At 62.2% G+C, this 17,476-nt stretch carries 13 protein-coding genes and 1 pseudogene; 9 read left to right on the top strand and 5 right to left on the bottom strand.

Features of this window, described 5'->3' with window-relative positions; translation table 11 throughout:
* Positions 1-234: 234 nt before the first annotated feature.
* From KBX17_RS07125 to KBX17_RS07110, 4 genes and pseudogenes are all read right to left on the bottom strand, one after another.
* Positions 235-1,074, bottom strand: a pseudogene (locus KBX17_RS07125) (glycosyltransferase 87 family protein); the annotation flags it as partial.
* Position 1,075: 1 nt separating this feature from the next.
* A complete protein-coding gene (gene ilvD / locus KBX17_RS07120; protein WP_005290441.1) occupies positions 1,076-2,929 on the bottom strand; it encodes a dihydroxy-acid dehydratase in 1,854 nt (617 codons plus the stop codon).
* A gap of 12 nt (positions 2,930-2,941) precedes the next feature.
* Complete coding sequence (locus KBX17_RS07115; RefSeq protein WP_255995172.1) at positions 2,942-3,427, bottom strand: PH domain-containing protein; 486 nt, start codon at positions 3,425-3,427, stop codon at positions 2,942-2,944.
* Between the two features lie 64 nt (positions 3,428-3,491).
* Positions 3,492-4,970 carry a mechanosensitive ion channel family protein gene (locus KBX17_RS07110; protein ID WP_005290437.1) on the bottom strand — a complete coding sequence of 493 codons (1,479 nt, stop codon included), beginning with the start codon at positions 4,968-4,970 and terminating at the stop codon, positions 3,492-3,494.
* 254 nt (positions 4,971-5,224) lie between these two features.
* Between KBX17_RS07110 and KBX17_RS07105 the strand changes: the two genes are divergently transcribed.
* From KBX17_RS07105 to ilvC, 3 genes are all read left to right on the top strand, one after another.
* Positions 5,225-7,018, top strand: coding sequence for an acetolactate synthase large subunit (locus KBX17_RS07105; protein WP_370687590.1), 1,794 nt, complete (start codon positions 5,225-5,227; stop codon positions 7,016-7,018).
* A 2-nt stretch (positions 7,019-7,020) separates the two neighbouring features.
* Complete coding sequence (gene ilvN, locus KBX17_RS07100; RefSeq protein WP_005290434.1) at positions 7,021-7,548, top strand: acetolactate synthase small subunit; 528 nt, start codon at positions 7,021-7,023, stop codon at positions 7,546-7,548.
* A 61-nt stretch (positions 7,549-7,609) separates the two neighbouring features.
* A complete protein-coding gene (gene ilvC, locus KBX17_RS07095; RefSeq protein WP_005290432.1) occupies positions 7,610-8,626 on the top strand; it encodes a ketol-acid reductoisomerase in 1,017 nt (338 codons plus the stop codon).
* Positions 8,627-8,755: 129 nt separating this feature from the next.
* Here the strand turns inward: ilvC and KBX17_RS07090 are convergent, their stop codons facing one another.
* A complete protein-coding gene (locus KBX17_RS07090) occupies positions 8,756-9,355 on the bottom strand; it encodes a hypothetical protein (RefSeq protein WP_005290430.1) in 600 nt (199 codons plus the stop codon).
* A 272-nt stretch (positions 9,356-9,627) separates the two neighbouring features.
* On the opposite strand from KBX17_RS07090, the gene KBX17_RS07085 reads away from it, so the two are divergent.
* From KBX17_RS07085 to KBX17_RS07060, 6 genes are all read left to right on the top strand, one after another.
* Positions 9,628-10,491: a cation diffusion facilitator family transporter gene (locus KBX17_RS07085; RefSeq protein ID WP_005290428.1), complete on the top strand. Its 864-nt coding sequence runs from the start codon at positions 9,628-9,630 to the stop codon at positions 10,489-10,491.
* Between the two features lie 15 nt (positions 10,492-10,506).
* Positions 10,507-12,255 carry a DUF262 domain-containing protein gene (locus KBX17_RS07080; RefSeq protein ID WP_005290426.1) on the top strand — a complete coding sequence of 583 codons (1,749 nt, stop codon included), beginning with the start codon at positions 10,507-10,509 and terminating at the stop codon, positions 12,253-12,255.
* Positions 12,252-13,169 (top strand): hypothetical protein, encoded by a 918-nt coding sequence (locus KBX17_RS07075; RefSeq protein WP_256019101.1) that lies wholly within the window; start codon positions 12,252-12,254, stop codon positions 13,167-13,169. Before KBX17_RS07080 ends, KBX17_RS07075 begins: the two co-directional genes overlap by 4 nt.
* Before the next feature lie 41 nt (positions 13,170-13,210).
* Positions 13,211-14,794, top strand: coding sequence for a phosphoglycerate dehydrogenase (serA, locus tag KBX17_RS07070; protein ID WP_256019100.1), 1,584 nt, complete (start codon positions 13,211-13,213; stop codon positions 14,792-14,794).
* Positions 14,795-15,007: 213 nt separating this feature from the next.
* Entirely contained in the window at positions 15,008-17,263 is a 2,256-nt protein-coding gene (locus KBX17_RS07065) for a carbon starvation CstA family protein (RefSeq protein ID WP_370687592.1), read from the top strand.
* Positions 17,263-17,466 carry a YbdD/YjiX family protein gene (locus KBX17_RS07060; RefSeq protein WP_255995177.1) on the top strand — a complete coding sequence of 68 codons (204 nt, stop codon included), beginning with the start codon at positions 17,263-17,265 and terminating at the stop codon, positions 17,464-17,466. The genes KBX17_RS07065 and KBX17_RS07060 overlap by 1 nt, the downstream gene beginning before the upstream one ends.
* The last annotated feature ends 10 nt before the right edge of the window (positions 17,467-17,476 follow it).

Genomic DNA, 17,476 nt, shown 5'->3' with positions numbered 1-17,476 from the left:
CCCCATTAACCCGATGATGTTGGTGTTGAGCCACAGCGGCCACGCCCACACCTGCGCCTCGCTCTCGTCGATAATCGTGTAGCTCGGCGAGATCAGCGCACCTGCTGCAACCGCGAGTAGGACGCGCATGTTCTTCTCCCGGGCAGCGAAGATGAGCGGGAGGATGAGAATGACTCCCACCCAGTGGTGCGAAACCGCGATCGGTGCGCCCAGCGAAATGCCCAGCACCACGACGAGAAGCCCTTCGACACTGCGGCCGCGCTGCTCGAGGCGGTACGCAATGAAGATCGACAGCAAGGCGAATGTCAGCAGAATGAAAGGCGCGAGCGACTCGACGGTCCCTGCGCTGAGTAAACCGCGCGAGAGCATGCCGCCGACACCCTGGTTGGGCGGGTAGAACACGTCGCCGCCACGATCGGTGGCGAAAAACTGCTCCGTCCAGAAGTAGATGGACTCCTTCGGCCGTAGACCGAACCCGATCAGCGCCGTGAGAGCGAAGAACCCGGCGGAGCGCGCCACAGACCACCAGTCTTTGCGCACCAGAAAAATGACACCGTACGCGGCCGGGGTGAGCTTGATCCCGGCTGCGATGCCCACGCCAATGCCGCGAATCTTCTTCGGGGTGTACCCGAGCACATCCGCTGCCACCAGCAGGATCAAGAACACATTGATCTGGCCGTAGTAGAGGTTCATGTACACGGTGTCCAGCAGCGTGGACAACCCCGTCAGCCCGATCGCCCACATCCACCATCGCTCCAGTCCGAGGCGGTGGCAGGCCATCCCGATGACGGCGAAGATGGCCAGAATGATCGCGGTGTTCCAGGCAATGTCCATCGCTACTTCGGGCAGCCAGGTCAGCGGCACGAACAGCAACGCGGCAAACGGCGGGTAGATGAAGGCGAAGCCCGAGCGGGTGGGAAAACCGTCGTAAAGCGGATCGCCGTTGACTAACGCATTGCCGGCGTCGCGGAACACACCGACGTCGAGAAGCGTCTCGTTCGCCGCCAGGTAAAAGCTGTGCCCGAGGTTGATTGCGCCGATGAGCGCGCCGAGCAGGACGAAAACTACAGGCATGCTAATCGACGCGCCGAACAGCGCCCTTGTCTGCAGACGTGGCCATCTTGCTGTACGCCCGCAGCGCCTTCGTCACGTGCCGGGTGCGAGTAGGTGTCCACGGGTTCTCCGAAGCCTCCATGGCCTGGCGGCGGCGATCCAGCTCATCCTCGTCAACATCGAGAGTCAGCTTGCGGTCACGCACAGAGATGGAAATCTGGTCACCGTTTTCAATCAAGCCGATCAATCCGCCGTGCGCGGCCTCGGGGGAGATGTGGCCGATGGACAACCCCGACGTGCCGCCGGAGAAGCGGCCGTCGGTGATCAGCGCGCACTTCTTGCCCAAGCCAGCGCCCTTGAGGAAGGACGTCGGGTGGAGCATTTCCTGCATGCCGGGGCCACCCGCCGGACCCTCGTAGCGGATCACCACGACTTCACCCGGCTGAACCTCGCGGGACAGGATCATTGAGACGGCCTGTTCCTGCGAGTCAACGACACGGGCGGGGCCGGAGAACTCCCAGAGTTCCTCCTCCACGCCAGCGGTCTTCAAAACCGCCCCGTCCTCCGCGAGATTGCCGCGCAGGACCACCAGTCCGCCATCAGCGCTGAAGGGGTGGTCGAAGTCGTGGATGACGCCATTGACCGAGTCGGTGTCCAGTTCGTCCCAGCGGTTGGACTGGGAGAACGCTTCGGTGGAGCGCACACCGCCGGGGGCAGCGAGGAAGAGTTCCTTAGCTTCGTCGGTCGCTTTGCCGCCGCGGATATCCCAGTCGTCGAGCCAGTCCTGCAGGTTCTCATAAACGACAGAGCGAACGTCGGTGTGCAATTTGCCGGCGCGGTTGAGCTCACCCAAGATGGCGGGGATGCCGCCTGCACGGTGGACATCTTCCATGTGTGCGGTGCCGTTCGGGGCGACCTTCGAGATGCAGGGAATCTCGTGCGACAACTCGTCGATGTCCTTGAGGTCGAAGTTGACCTCGCCCTCCTGAGCAGCGGCCAAGGTGTGCAGGATGGTGTTGGAGGAGCCACCCATAGCCATGTCCAGTGCCATGGCGTTGCGGAAAGCATCGCGGTTAGCAATGCTGCGCGGCAGCACCGACTCATCGCCCTCGCCGTAGTACTGACGGGTGATGTCCATGATCGTGCGGCCGGCGCGTTCGAAGAGCTGGCGGCGGGCAGTGTGCGTGGCCAAGGTGCTGCCGTTGCCCGGCAGGGACAGGCCGAGAGCCTCGGTCAGGCAGTTCATCGAGTTCGCGGTGAACATGCCCGAACAAGAACCGCAGGTGGGACAAGCGGACTCCACGATGCGGTCCAAGTCCTCATCGGAGATGTCGTCGTTCGCCGAATAGGAGATCGCGTCAACAAGGTTGGTCTTCTTGCCGGACTGCGCCACGCCGTCAATGACGACAGCCTTACCGGCCTCCATCGGGCCGCCGGAGACGAACACGGCGGGTATGTTCAAACGCATGGCGGCGTTGAGCATGCCTGGGGTGATCTTGTCGCAGTTGGAAATGCACACCATCGCATCGACAGTGTGGGCGTTGACCATGTACTCCACGGAGTCGGAGATGATCTCGCGGCTGGGCAGAGAGTAGAGCATGCCGCCGTGGCCCATGGCAATCCCGTCGTCCACCGCGATGGTGTTGAATTCCTTGGGCACACCGCCAGCTTCACGCACGGCCTCCGCGACGATGTCGCCGACGTTCTTCAGGTGCACATGCCCGGGCACAAACTGGGTATAAGAGTTCACAATGGCCACGATGGGGCGGCCGAACTCGTTGTCCTTCGTGCCTGTGGCCTTCCACAGAGCACGGGCACCGGCGGCCTGACGGCCAGCGGTGGTGACCCGAGAACGAAGGGGGATCGCGTGAGACACGTGCTTGCTCCTTTAGCTGTCGTGTGCGTTGTCTCGGCGCTCGTATTCCTCTTTCGAGATGAGCATCGAGTTGCCTTCCTGGTCTGTAACTTCGACCATCCCGTCTGCGGCTTCAGCGGCTTCGGTGATCACGTCGGTGATCCGTCCGCCGGAGGCCTCTGACAGTGCGGGCAGTGAGTTGAACGTTACTCCTGGCATGGCGTACTGGCTGCCGTCGGCCACAGTTGCTTTCGCACCGGCACCTTCGAAACTGACACCCTCCAAATCGTCCCAGTCGATGGAGACGTTCTTCCTGAATAGGTACGTCAACTCCAGCCCGTGGTCACTGACATGAGTCTTGGCGGTGAACACCCACGCCAAGAACAGAATGGGGAAGATGAGCAGCCAGCCCAGGTACTGCGGTGCCCAAGAAATGCCGATGAGAGCGATACCCATGATGAGCCCGACCGCGAGCACGTGGGTGCGTTCGGGTGTGAAGGTGCGGCCTTCGGAAGTCATGGGAGACATGCTATCGAATGCCCCGGACACTCTCTAAAACACAGCCAAGTACCGGTAGGGTCAGCTAGTTTTGCGTCTGCTCGGTCTGCTCTGCCTCTTGCGGAGCGCCCGTCGGCTGGGACGGGGCTTCGCTGGGCTGCTGCTGAGTGGGCTGCTGCGCGGGTGTCGTGGCCGGCTGTTGCTCCGGCTGTTGCTGGTTCTGCCGTTGTTGCTGCTGCTCCGACGTCGGCGCCTGGGTCTGCTCGGTTGCCGGTGTCTGCTCCGTAGTCGGCGGCTGCTTCGTTTCAGTCGGCGTTGTTGATTCTTCCGGCACAGTTGATGTCGGGTTCACCCGTGGCGGGGCGAGAACACCGGATCGCGCTTCGCTATCTTCGGCAGCGGACATGGTCAACCCGCGGAAGATGAGCAGCACGATGAAGGCTGTGATGAGCGCTCCGGTGGACGCGCGGACGCGTCCGCCGAGTGTGCCAAGCGCGTGCCTGCGTTGAGTCTGATCTTGGGCAGCTGGGTCGTTGTCTGCCTCCGGAATCTCCGTGTCACCGGCGGTGATGCCGGTTCGGTTCGCGGGGATCACTGTCGTGTGAGCCTCTTCAGCGCCTTCGAGGCCCCAGTCCGAGGCGTAGCGTTTCGACGCGAATGCGGGTGCGAAGGCGGACGTCTTTGGGTTGTCAGGGTCATCCGTGGTCTCGCCGCTGACGGGGGTAGCTGAACCGTACTCATCGAAGAACTCTTCGAGAACATAGACGTTGATGGCTCGCTCGATGGGGAACTGGTCGCCAGGGGAGCAGCGGATCATATACCGGATGTCCAGTGTCCACGGCATTCCCACAGTCGTGGGAGCGTTCAAGTTCAAACCCGGTTGGGAGAGCAGTTCGCCCCGGATGAGCGGTTCGATCTCCGGGTCGGCGATGGCGCGGCGGGCGGCGCTGTCGGCGCGTGCGATGACTTCCTCGGTGTCGCGCGAACCCAGCAGCGGGACCGGGACGACGACTAGCGCCCGCGACCAGTGGTTGGAATTGTTAATGCACACCTGGGCGGCGGAGTTCGGGATGGTCACCGTGTACTCCTCCAGCGTGCGCACCTGGGTGGAGCGCATGGTGATCTGGATGACGGTGCCCGTGAGATCCACGCCGTTGCCCTGGAAGGTGACGAGGTCGCCCACGCCGTACTGTTTCTCGGACAGGATGAAGAACCCTGCGACGAAGTCGGCGATGATCTGCTGCGAGCCGAAACCGACAGCGGCGGAGATCACGGTGGCGGGGATGGCAGCGCCGGCGAGCGAGAACCCGATCTGCTGCAAGAGGAAAACCAGGATGAGGAAGTAGGCGATGATCTGGATGATGTAAATGCCTACTCCGGCAATTGCCAGCGAGGACTTGCCCTCGTCTTCGTCCTGGGAAGCTTGGATCCGCTTCTCGACGATCCGGTTTGCCAAACGCCCTGCACGCGGCACGAGCATCGCGAGGATGATCAGGAGCGCAAGGTTGATGCCTGTGTCGGCGATCCAGCTCCACACCTGGTTGAAAATTAGTTGAAACGGCATAGCAGTTTTAACCCTATCCCGTTATTGCCTATAGAGACCTGGGAGATGTGTATGATCTAGGCATGTTCACATTCGACCTAGTGGTAGTACCAGCGCGGCGCTCGGCCTACGCGTGAAGTACGTCACTGCCTGAGGTCGGAAACGACAAGCGCCCCCGCTAATCTAAAGCGGGGGTTTTGTTCTGGTAGACACCGCACAACTCATAAAGGAGTTCGAGAAAAGTGGCAGCGTCACAAAGCAAACAGTCGGAGAGGATGACGGGAGCGGAAGCGATCGTCCGCAGTCTCGAAGAGCTCGGCACTGAAGTCATCTTCGGTATCCCGGGCGGAGCAGTGCTGCCGCTGTACGAGGCTTTGTTCTCCGCTGAGAAACTGCGCCACGTTTTGGTGCGGCACGAACAGGGCGCGGGTCACGCCGCAGAAGGTTACGCCTGGGCATCCGGCAAGGTCGGTGTGTGCCTGGCCACGTCAGGACCGGGTGCCACCAACCTCGTCACCGCGCTGGCGGACGCGTACCTGGACTCCGTGCCGCTTGTCGCCATCACCGGTCAGGTCGGTTCCTCGCTGTTGGGCACCGACGCCTTCCAGGAGGCGGACATCCGCGGGATCACCATGCCGATCACCAAGCACAACATCATGGTGAGCCACCCGGACGAGATCCCGGGTGCGCTCGCCGAAGCGTTCCACCTCGCCAGCACCGGCCGCCCGGGCCCGGTCCTGGTCGACTTTCCGAAGGACGTGCAGAACGCGGAGCTCGACTTTGCCTGGCCCCCGGCTGTGGACCTGCCGGGCTACAAGCCCACGACAAAGCCGCACTCGCGCCAGATCACCCAGGCGGCGAAGCTGATCGCCGAGGCGAAGAAGCCGGTGATCTATGCCGGCGGCGGCATCATCAAGGCGGGCGCACACAAGGAGCTGCGCGAATTCGCCGAACTGACCGGCGTCCCGGTTGTCACCACGCTCATGGCTCTCGGGGCTTTCCCGTCCCACCATGAGCTGTTCATGGGAATGCCGGGCATGCACGGCACCGTTCCTGCGGTAGCCGCGCTGCAGAAGGCTGACCTGCTCATCACTATCGGCGCGCGTTTCGACGACCGTGTGACCGGCGACCCGGACCGCTTCGCTCCCGACGCGCAGGTCATCCACGCCGATGTGGACCCGGCCGAAATCGGCAAAATCCGGGCTGTGGACGTGCCTATCGTGGGCGATGCCCGCCAGGTGCTCTCCGAGTTCACGGATGTCTTCAAGAAATCGAAGAAGATTTCCGCTCCGAAGATCGACGAGTGGAAGGGTTACCTGGGCGACATGAAGCAGCGCTTCCCGCGCGGATACGACCCGCAGTCGGACGGGTCTCTGTCCCCGCAGTACGTCATTGAGACTTTGTCCAAGGAAGTCGGGCCCGAAGCCATCTACGTTGCTGGTGTGGGCCAGCACCAGATGTGGGCTGCCCAGTTCATCGACTTCGAGCACCCGCGGACCTGGCTCAACTCCGGTGGCCTGGGCACCATGGGCTTTTCTGTTCCGGCAGCGCTCGGTGCGAAAGCCGCGTGCCCGGACAAGGAAGTCTGGGCGATCGACGGTGACGGTTGTTTCCAGATGACCAACCAGGAGATCACCACTGCGGCGGTGGAGGGCTTCCCGTTCAAGGTCGCCCTGATCAACAACGGCAACCTGGGCATGGTCCGTCAGTGGCAAACGCTGTTCTACGAGGGCCACTACTCCCACACGAAGCTGCACCAGGACACCATGTACGTGCCGGATTTCCTGGGTCTCGCGTCTGCGCTCGGTGCTGAAGCGATCCGTGTGATCACGGAGGATGAGGTGCTGCCCGCGATCCAGCGCGCCCGCGAGATCAATGACCGTCCGGTGGTCATCGACTTTGTGGTGGGCGAGGACGCTCAGGTGTGGCCGATGATTTCCGCCGGTAGCTCGAACTCTGAGATCCAGTACGCGCGTGATCTGCGCCCGCTTTTCGACGAAGAAATCTCCGCCGGTGAATCACCCGCCGACATCCACGAAACCGTGCAAGAAGTGAACGAGGAGAACTAGCAATGACTACCAACGATCTTTATGACGATGTGACCCGCAGCGTCCTGTCTGTGCTGGTTCAGGATGTCGACGGAATCATCACCCGCGTCACCGCCATGTTCACCCGCCGCGGCTTCAACCTGGTCTCCTTGGCCACAGCCAAGACGGAGACTGAGGGGATCAACCGCATCACGGTGGTTGTGGACGCCTCCGAACATGCCGTGGAGCAGATCACGAAGCAGCTGCACAAGCTGATCCACGTGATCAAGGTGATCCGCCTGGAAGAGGACAAGTTCATCGCGCGCTCCCTGATGCTGGTGAAGGTCAACGCGAACAACAGCAACCGACCGCAGGTTGTCGATGCCGCGAATATTTTCCGCGCCCGCGTGGTGGATGTGTCGCCGGATTCGGTGGTCATCGAGGCGACCGGTACGTCGAGCAAGCTGAAGGCTCTGCTTGAGGTGCTCGAGCCCTTCGGTATCCGCGAACTGGTTCAGTCTGGACGTGTTGCGCTCAACCGCGGCGCGAAGACGCTGGCACCCTCTAAGTAAATTTGAAACGCCCCTCCCGTATAGTGGGATAGGCACATATCCCGACGAAAGGTTTCTCACCATGGCTATTGAGGTCTTCTACGACGACGATGCCGATCTGTCCATCATCCAGGGTCGCAAGGTCGCCATCATCGGCTACGGCTCCCAGGGTCACGCGCACGCTCAGAACCTGCGCGAGTCTGGTGTCGAGGTCGTCATCGGTCTGCGCGACGGCTCCAAGTCCGCTGATAAGGCAAAGGAAGCTGGTTTCGAGGTCAAGTCCAACGCGGACGCAGCTGCTTGGGCTGACGTCATCATGCTGCTGGCCCCTGACACCTCCCAGGCTGAGATCTTCAAAAACGACATTGAGCCGAACCTCAATGAGGGTGACGCTTTGTTCTTCGGCCATGGCTTGAACATTCACTTCAAACTCATCGAGCCGGCAGAGAACATCACCATCGGCATGGTCGCGCCGAAGGGCCCGGGTCACCTGGTCCGCCGCACCTTCGTCGACGGCAAGGGCGTGCCCTGCCTGATCGCCGTCGAGCAGGACCCGAACGGCAACGGCCGTGAGCTTGCCCTGTCGTACGCAGCCGCGATTGGTGGCGCACGTGCGGGCGTCATCCCGACCACCTTCGAGGCTGAGACCGTCACCGACCTCTTCGGCGAGCAGGCTGTGCTGTGTGGTGGCCTGGAGGAGCTGATCATGAACGGCTTCGACGTCCTGACCGAGGCTGGCTACGAGCCGGAGATGGCGTACTTCGAGTGCCTGCACGAACTGAAGCTGATCGTTGATCTGATCTACGAAGGCGGCATCGGAAACATGAACTACTCCGTTTCGGACACTGCCGAGTTCGGCGGCTACCTCTCCGGCCCGCGCGTCGTGGACGAGGGGGCTAAGGACCGTATGCGTGAGGTGCTCAAGGACATCCAGTCCGGCGAATTCACCCGCCGCCTTGTCGCCAACGTCGACGGCGGCAATAAGGAGCTCGAGGGCCTGCGCGACCAGATCGCACAGCACCCGATCGAGACGACCGGCGCTAAGCTGCGCGACATGATGAGCTGGGTCAAGAACCCCCTGACAGACACGGCGCAGTAAATCGCTTCTCGACGACAATGAGCTCCCCGGTAGGGGAGCTCATATTTGTTTGTCAGTTTTCTTTGGGTTTCAGATACGACAACGCCCCGCTCCCCAACGACAGGGGAGCGGGGCAGAAGCCTTTCGCGCTTAGTTGGTGGCGTTCTCTACGGCGTCACCGGCAGCGTCCTCAGCCTCATCAGCAGCGTCGCCTGCGGTGTCGGCAGCGTCACCAGCGGCATCGCCAGCGCTATCAGCAGCGTCGCCTGCGGCGTCACCAGCATCGCCGGCAGCGTCCTCAGCACCCTCAGCCGGGCTAGCCTCGCCAGCCGGAGCCTCGGTGGTGGTCTCGTCGACGGTGGTGGTGCCAACGGTGGTGGTGGACGGGTCAGCGTCGCCCTCGTCGCCGTTGCCGGAAACCAGAGCGTAGATCAGCCAGCCGAGCAGCAGCAGGGCGAGCAGACCCAGCAGCCACTTCCACCAGTTGCCGCCGCCGTTCTCGGTCTCCTGAGCGGCGGTGGAGCCACCGGTCGTGGTCGCCGGACGGTTTGCCGCAGCGGTGGTCTCGGTGCGGGCGGTGTTCTCCTCGTCCGGGACGATGCGGGACTCGCTGACGCGGGTTTCGTCGATCGGCTCGCCGCGGCCGATGCGGTCCTCAGCGTTACCGATGCGCTCGGTCGGCAGGTTGTTCGCGTCGTGCGGCAGCTTGTTCGGGTCGTTCGGGTTCAGGTTCGGGTTCTTGGAGGTCATCTCGACACCTTTCTAAATAACGCATCTCGTAACTTACAAGTAACCAAGGTAACAACTTTTCCGGTGACGTGACGGGAAGGGGTGAAACAAGTTGGGGATGGGTCACCTAGATTCATGAGTTTACTCCCAGGTGAGGCACAGTTTTCGTCGATTTCCAGTTTTCAATAGAGTTGCAATAAGAGCCAAAATGTCATAAAGTGGTGACCGTGAGGGAACACAAGCACGACCATGGACACCATGGGCATGGTCACCAGCACCATGATTCCGCGCCCATGTGGGCGCTTGCGGTCGCGCTTGGGATCACCGCGATTGTGTTCCTCGCGGAACTTGCCGGCGGCTGGCTGTCCGGGTCCATGGCGTTGCTCGCAGACGCGATGCACATGCTGTCGGATGCCACCGGTCTCATCATCGCACTCATCGCAGTGCTGATTGGCCGGCGGAAAGTCTCCGCGTACGCGACCTTCGGATACCGCCGGGTGGAGGTGCTCGCGGCGGCACTGAACGCCGTCACCGTTGTGGTCATCTCCATCGGGATCGTTGTGGGGGCGGTGCGCCGTCTGGGCAGTGGGGAAGAGGTGCACACGGCCACCATGATCACAGTGGCATTCGTGGGTCTGGTGGCCAACATCCTTTCGGCGGCAGTGCTCTATTCCCAGCGGAAGCACTCCATCAACGTGGAGGGTGCGTTCCTTCACGTGATGGTGGACTTGCTCGGATCAGTCGCGGTCATCGTGGCGGGTCTGGTCATTGCCTTCACGGGGTTTCAAGCTGCAGATGTCATTGCGTCCCTTTTGATTGCAGGGATGGTGCTCCCGCGGGCGTGGGAGCTGCTCAAGACGTCGATAAGCGTGCTGCTGGAACGAGTGCCAGCGCACATTGACCCTGCTGAAGTCGAGGCCGCACTGTTGTCGATTGACCATGTGGAGGGCATTCATGACCTGCACCTGTGGTCAATGAGTGGGAACAACGTGCTGTGCACTGTTCACCTCATCACACGCGGCGATCAGGGGGTGCTGCTTGACCGTGCGCAGGCGCGTCTGCGCGAATTCGGGATCGACCACGCCACCATTCAGCTTGAGGGGCCTGAGCACTCAGCTCACGAGGTATTCTGCGCCCCTCATGAACACGCGCAGTGATCTAGAGTTGTGGTCATGGGGTTTACCACGCCGAGCTACTCCTTGACCGACCTGTTTGCGCGCATTGATCGTGGCGAACTGCAGATTCCTGACTTTCAGCACACATATCTGTGGGATGTGGATCGCACGCGCACCTTGATTTCCTCTGTGCTGCGCGGATACCCGGTGGGCACCTTGCTGGCGTTGGATACCCGCAATGAGCCGATGCGCTTCAAACCGCGCACGCTTCCTGGGGCGCCGGAGACAGACAACGAGCCGGGGCTTCTGCTTCTCGACGGCCAACAGCGCCTCGCCTCTCTCTACCTTGCCCTGCAAGGTGACGGTCGTCTGGAGGTGCTGGATTTCCGTCAGCGCCGGATCCATCGCCGCTACTTCGTTGATGTGCGTGCGGCGGTACGGGCTGAGCCAATACCAGAGGAGGCCATTTTCGCCGTGGATGATGAGGGAGTGATTCGCTCCCACTTCGGTCCGGACATTCCCGGCGGCATCACTGACCGCCAGACGATGGTGGACAATTACGTCGTGCCGGTGTCGGCGCTGCTGTGGGAGGAGGGAAATGATCTCCTGTTCGATATGGCGGCCAATGCGGAGGATCCGTCGTTACGCGAGGATGTGAAAGCTTTCCACCGCAGCATTGTCCGTCCGCTGGCCGCTTACGACTTGCCGATGACCCGTCTTGAACGCGGCACATCCCAAATCGGTGTCGGGCAGATTTTCGCGCAGGCGAACTCCCAGGGCGTGTCGATGGACGTGTTCGAGCTGCTCACTGCAGTGTTCGCGCTGGAGAGCCCGGACTTCTCACTGGCAGCTCACTGGGAGGAGTGCGAGGGGGTGCTGCACCAATACCCAGCGCTGCGATCGGTGACGCGCGTGCGTTTCCTGCGCGGTGTTTCGCTGCTGGTATCCGGCATGAACGGTTTCGCGCGCGGTCACCGCGGTGACATTCTCAACCTGAAACTGGATGAGTACCTGTGGGCCTCCCGCGATCTGCTCGCCGCGTTCGAGCGCGCTGCGCAGTTCCTTTCGGACCGTTGCATCTTCAGCGTCGACCAAGTGCCCTATAACGGCCAATTGGTGCCGCTGGCTGTGATTCTCGCGCGCCTGTCCTACGAAGACGGTTGCCTGGACAATCCGGCGACGTGGGACCGCATTAACCAGTGGTACTGGAGCGGGGTGTTCGGAGAACTGTACGGAGCGCACTCGCCGTCGATACGCGCGGGCTCGGACGTGGACCAGGTCACCCCATGGGCGAAGGGCGAGACCGAGGTTGTGCCCAAGACGGTTCAGGATGCAGAGTTCGTCGAATCCCGTCTCATCACCGCTGACGAAGACTCGGGCGTCTACCGCGGTCTTTTCTCACTCCTCATGGCGCGCGGTGCGAGGGACTGGCGCACGGGCAAGCTTTTCGACGGAACCACCGTCGCCGAACTTCAACCTGGCTTCTACCAAGTTTTCCCGCCCGGTTTCTGCCGCGTGCACAATGTCGACCCGCAATTGGCGGCCTCCGTGCTCAACCGCACACCGCTGGGTAAGCGGACAGAAAGCGTCATGGAGGGCAATGACCCGAAGCGTTACCTGTCCCGGCTACAGTCCAAAGCCATCATGGAAGATGACGAATTTGATGCGCTGCTAGCCACCCACGAGATTGAGCCGGAGTACCTGCTCACGTCGAACTGGCAGGCGTTTTTCGCGGACCGCCACGAGCGGTTCCTGGGCATGATCGAGTACGCCATGAACAAGCCGGCGCAGCGAGACCGCGTATGAAGCTACGTCGCAGCTTCGCTGTCTTCGGCTCGTGCATTGTGCTCGCCGGCTGCACATCCGAGAGTCCTGGCCCTGAGGCGGACACGTCCACCGCTGGCAGCACGAGCAGCACAAGCAACACGGCAAACAAGGACCCCGAACTCCAGGAAGCCCGCACTGTGAATTCTTCCCGCCACGTGGCGGAGCAATTTGAGGGCCATCCCGTCGTGCTCGACGATCCGCATGGGTTCGCAGCGACCGAATTGTTCTTCGAATCCTCCGAGATTCTGATTCTCTCGGACGGGGACATGCATTCGCAGCTGCGCGCGGCATCCGTGGCTGCGGTCGCACATGCCCCGATGGTCATTTACGACAGCGACCACCACAATCAGGTCATTCAGGAAATTGAGCGACTCGGCGCGCACACTATCTTCGCGGTGGGTTATGTTCCGGTGCTCAACTACACGGAGGATCTCGTGATCGTGCGTGACCCGGGCGGGCTGGAGGCGCTTGAGCAAGCGACGTCTTTAAAATTCACCGAACACGTCGTGGAATCGCCAGACGATGCCGCTGTGGCGGTGGCGGACCTCAACGCCTCTGAACCCACGTGGCTGCGCGCGGGATTCCCCGGGGAGCAGAAGGTTCCGGAGAACGCGGAAAGCGGGACGGTGCCTCTTCAGTCGCGGCTGGATGCAGAGATGGCGCCGCAGGTCATCGCACTGGACAGCGCTTCTGTTCCGGCGATCGCTACTGCCCGGGCCTACGGAGCAGCGGTGACCGTGGTGCCGGATCCGGATCCCCGGGCCGCACGGGAAACCCTGCTTGCCACAGCCGGTTTGGCGGACAAACCCTTAGTCGCCCTCGGGCGTGACTTTGGAACGGGAGAGGATCTGGCAGACCGCATCGCGGAAGCGGAAGCGGGGGCGCTAAACTAACCAGCGCTGCTGATATCCCGTTTCCAAGGAGAGTACCCACCGTGTCTAAGCCCGTCGTTCTCATCGCCGACAAGCTCGCCCAGTCCACTGTTGATGCCCTCGGAGACGCAGTAGAGGTGCGGTGGGTTGATGGCCCGAACCGTGCGGAACTGCTCGCAGCTGTGCCCGAGGCTGAGGCTCTTCTCGTGCGTTCTGCAACGACTGTGGACCGTGAGGTTCTCGAGGCTGCTCCGAACCTACGCATCGTGGGCCGCGCTGGTGTCGGCCTGGACAACGTCGACGTGCCGACGGCCACGGAGCGCGGCGTGATGGTCGTCAACGCACCGACCTCGAACATTCACTCTGCTTGCGAGCACGCAATCGCGTTGCTGCTGTCCACTGCCCGCCAGATCCCGGCGGCCGACAAGACCCTGCGCGACGGTGAGTGGAAACGTTCTTCCTTCAAGGGCGTGGAGATCTTCGGAAAGACCGTCGGCATCGTCGGCTTCGGCCACATCGGTCAGCTGTTCGCGCAGCGTCTGGCCGCCTTTGACACTGAGATCATTGCGTATGACCCGTACGCGAACCCGACGCGTGCCGCGCAGCTCGGTGTTGAGCTGGTCGAGTTGGATGAGCTGGTCTCCCGTGCAGACTTCGTGACCATTCACCTGCCCAAGACGAAGGAAACGCAGGGCATGTTCAATGCTGAGCTGCTGGCAAAGGCGAAGGAAGGCCAGATCATTGTCAACGCGGCCCGCGGCGGGCTTGTCGACGAGCACGCGCTTGCCGACGCGATCACAAACGGCCCGATTCGCGGTGCAGGTTTCGATGTCTATGCCAGCGAGCCGTGCACCGACTCCCCGCTGTTTGAGCTGGAGGAGGTCGTGGTGACCCCGCACCTGGGAGCGTCGACTGCGGAGGCACAGGACCGCGCTGGCACTGATGTCGCAGACTCTGTGCTCAAGGCTCTCGCGGGCGAATTCGTCCCGGACGCGGTCAACATCATTGGTGGCGCGGTGAACGAAGAAGTGGCAGTGTGGCTCGATCTGTCCCGCAAGCTCGGTCTGCTGGCCGGCAAGCTTCTCGACGACGCACCGGTCTCCCTCAAAGTCACCGCCCGCGGGGAGCTGTCCCACGAGGATCCGGCCACGCTGGCGCTGTCTGCCGAGCGCGGTCTGTTCTCCGGCATCGTTGAAGAGCCCGTGACCTTTGTCAACGCCCCGGCCATTGCGGAGGCCCGTGGCCTGAACGTCGAATCCGGTGTTGCTTCCGAATCCCGCGGCCACCGTTCCTCCCTGGAGGTTCAGCTCGTGTCTGCCTCCGGTGACACCGCCACCGTCGAAGGGGCGCTTACGGGTCTGGAGCACGTGGAAAAGATCGTCCGGATCAACGGCCGCGGTGTGGACATGCGCGCAGAGGGCCGCAACCTGTTCCTGTCCTACACCGACCAGCCGGGCGCCCTGGGCAAGGTCGGTTCCCAGCTGGGCGAGCACGACATCAACATTGAAGCTGCGGCGCTGACACAGTCCGTCAAGGGTGACGGTGCCTTCCTGATCCTGCGTGTGGAGTCCGAGGTGCCTGCTGATCTTGAAGCTTCCGTCGCGAAGTCCATCGAAGCGGACTGCTTCCAGCTGGTGCTCGACTAGCTCATGCGCGTATATATTCGTGGCTGATTAGGTCATCTCGCTCGACCGATACGCTCCAGCGAAAGAAACTTATCCCGGATGTGAATTAATCCGGGATTTTTCTGCGCCCGTCTCCGCGCATATGCGAGTATTTACGCACTTCATTTTCTTAGCCTAATTAAGGGGGCGAACTTGACCACCGCAGTTGAACGCGACGAGTCGCAAGCGGGCGCAGTGCCGCGCGAAAGGCTCGAAATCACCACGACACCCGACGGGAAAGAGCACGTCGTCGGCGTGACGCCGAAGAAAGCCATCGGCGCCGTCGAGCGTGTCGTCATTGGTTTCGCGGCAGTGCTCACCGCGCTCGGCTGGGGCGCGATCGCGTTGCACCGCGGCGAGACCATCAATTCGGTGTGGCTCGTGCTCGCCGCCATTGGCACATACATCATCGGGTTCAGCCTGTATGCCCGTCTCGTCGAGTACAAGGTGGTCAAGCCGCGGAATACCCGGGCGACACCGGCCGAGTATGTCAATGACGGTTCTGATTTCGTTCCCACCGACCGCCGCGTGCTCTTCGGCCACCACTTCGCTGCGATTGCCGGCGCCGGCCCTCTCGTCGGCCCGGTCATGGCCGCGCAGATGGGGTACCTGCCCAGCACGCTCTGGATCATCATCGGCGTCGTGCTTGCCGGCGCGGTGCAGGACTACCTCGTTCTCGCCGTGTCCCAGCGCCGCCGCGGCCGCTCCCTGGGGCAGATGCTCAAAGAGGAAGTCGGCCAGGTCGGCGGCGTCGCCGGCAGCATCGCCACCATGGTCATCATGGTGATCATCATCGCCGTGCTGGGCCTGGTCGTGGTCAACGCCCTGGCGGAGTCTCCGTGGGGCGTGTTCTCCATCGCGATGACCATCCCGATCGCCTTGTTCATGGGCGTGTACGGCCGTTTCCTTCGGCCGGGCCGCGTTGCGGAAGTCTCCGCCATCGGCGTGGTGCTGCTCATGGCGGCGATTCTCGGCGGCGGGTACGTCGCGGAGACCTCCTGGGGTGCGGAACTGTTCACCCTGTCCAAGGCCACGCTGGCAGTCTGCATCCTGATCTACGGTGTGGTCGCCTCCATCTTGCCGGTGTGGTTGCTGCTCGCCCCGCGCGATTATCTGTCCACCTTCATGAAGATCGGCGTGATTGTCATGCTGGCGCTGGCGATCCTCATCGACCGGCCCGAGGTTCACATGCCGGCGATCACATCCTTCGGCCTAGAGGGCGGCGGCCCGGTATTCTCCGGCAACCTGTTCCCGTTCCTGTTCATCACCATCGCCTGCGGCGCGCTCTCTGGTTTCCACGCACTGATTTCTTCCGGCACCACCCCGAAGCTGCTGGAGAAAGAGACGCACGCACGCGCGATCGGGTACGGCGGCATGCTCATGGAGTCTTTCGTGGCCATCATGGCGCTGATCACCGCTGTGGTGCTCGATCGGCACATCTACTTCGCCATCAACTCCCCGAAGGCAAAAACCGGCGGGGAAGAAGCTACCGCGGCTGAGTTCGTCAACAGCCTGAACATCCCGGGGCAGGGAGTCTCCGCAGAGCAGCTGACGGCCCTCGCCGAGGCAGTGGGGGAGCCGAGCATCGTGTCCCGCACCGGCGGCGCACCGACCTTCGCCATCGGCATGTCCGAGATCATGACCAATATCTTCGGACACCCGGGCATGCAGGCATTCTGGTACCACTTCGCCATCATGTTTGAGGGCCTGTTCATCCTTACCGCCATTGATGCCGGCACCCGCGTCGCCCGCTTCATGATGGGCGACATCATCGGCAATGTCTCTGGCCTGGAGAAGTTCAAGGACCCGTCCTGGCGCGTGGGCAGCTGGGTGTCCACCGTTCTCGTCTGCGGCATGTGGGGCGCGATCCTGGTCATGGGTGTGACCGACCCGCTCGGCGGCATCAACGTGCTCTTCCCGCTGTTCGGCATAGCCAACCAGTTGCTGGCGGCGATCGCACTGTGCCTTGTCACCGCGATCGTGTTCAAGAAGGGGCTGTTCAGGTGGGTGTGGATCCCGGTGGTTCCGCTGGTGTGGGACCTGATCATCACCATGACGGCGAGCTGGCAGAAGATCTTCAGCGACGATCCTGCGATCGGCTACTTCGCGCAGCACTCGAAGTACAAGGACGCGCGCAACCAGGGCCTGGAGACATTCCAGGCGGCGGGCAGCCCGGAGGAGATCGACATTGTCGTGCGGAACACGATGATTCAGGGCATTTTGTCCATCTTCTTCGCAGTGTTGGTGATTGTCGTGGTCGTGGCGACGGTGGTGGCGTGCGTGCGTGCGGTGCAGGCCCACAAACGCGGAGAAGAGATCGAGACCAACGAGGAACCCGATGTCTCGTCCACCCTGTTCGCCCCGCGCGGGATGCTCGCCACGGCGGAGGAGAAAGCAGTGGCGAAGGAGTACGGGCTCGAATTGAATTCACCGGCGGAAGCGGGGCATTAATGGGTGCTATCGCACATGGTGCCGTCTCGGCATTCAAGTGGACGAGTTGGTACATCAAGGAGCTGATGGGCGATAACGACTACGCGAAGTATTGTGCGCATCAGCGCGCCCACCACCCGGACGCAGAATTGATGACGGAACGGGAGTTCTGGAAGACGCGGTGGGCACACCAAGAGGCGAATCCGGGGAGCCGTTGTTGTTAAGCTGAGCTGC

It is taken from the genome of Corynebacterium sp. CCUG 65737 (genome assembly GCF_024454115.1).
In the GTDB taxonomy this organism is placed as follows: Bacteria; Actinomycetota; Actinomycetes; order Mycobacteriales; family Mycobacteriaceae; genus Corynebacterium; species Corynebacterium genitalium.
Note: the sequence above shows the minus strand (reverse complement) of the source record. Positions and strands in the feature narration are given on the sequence as shown.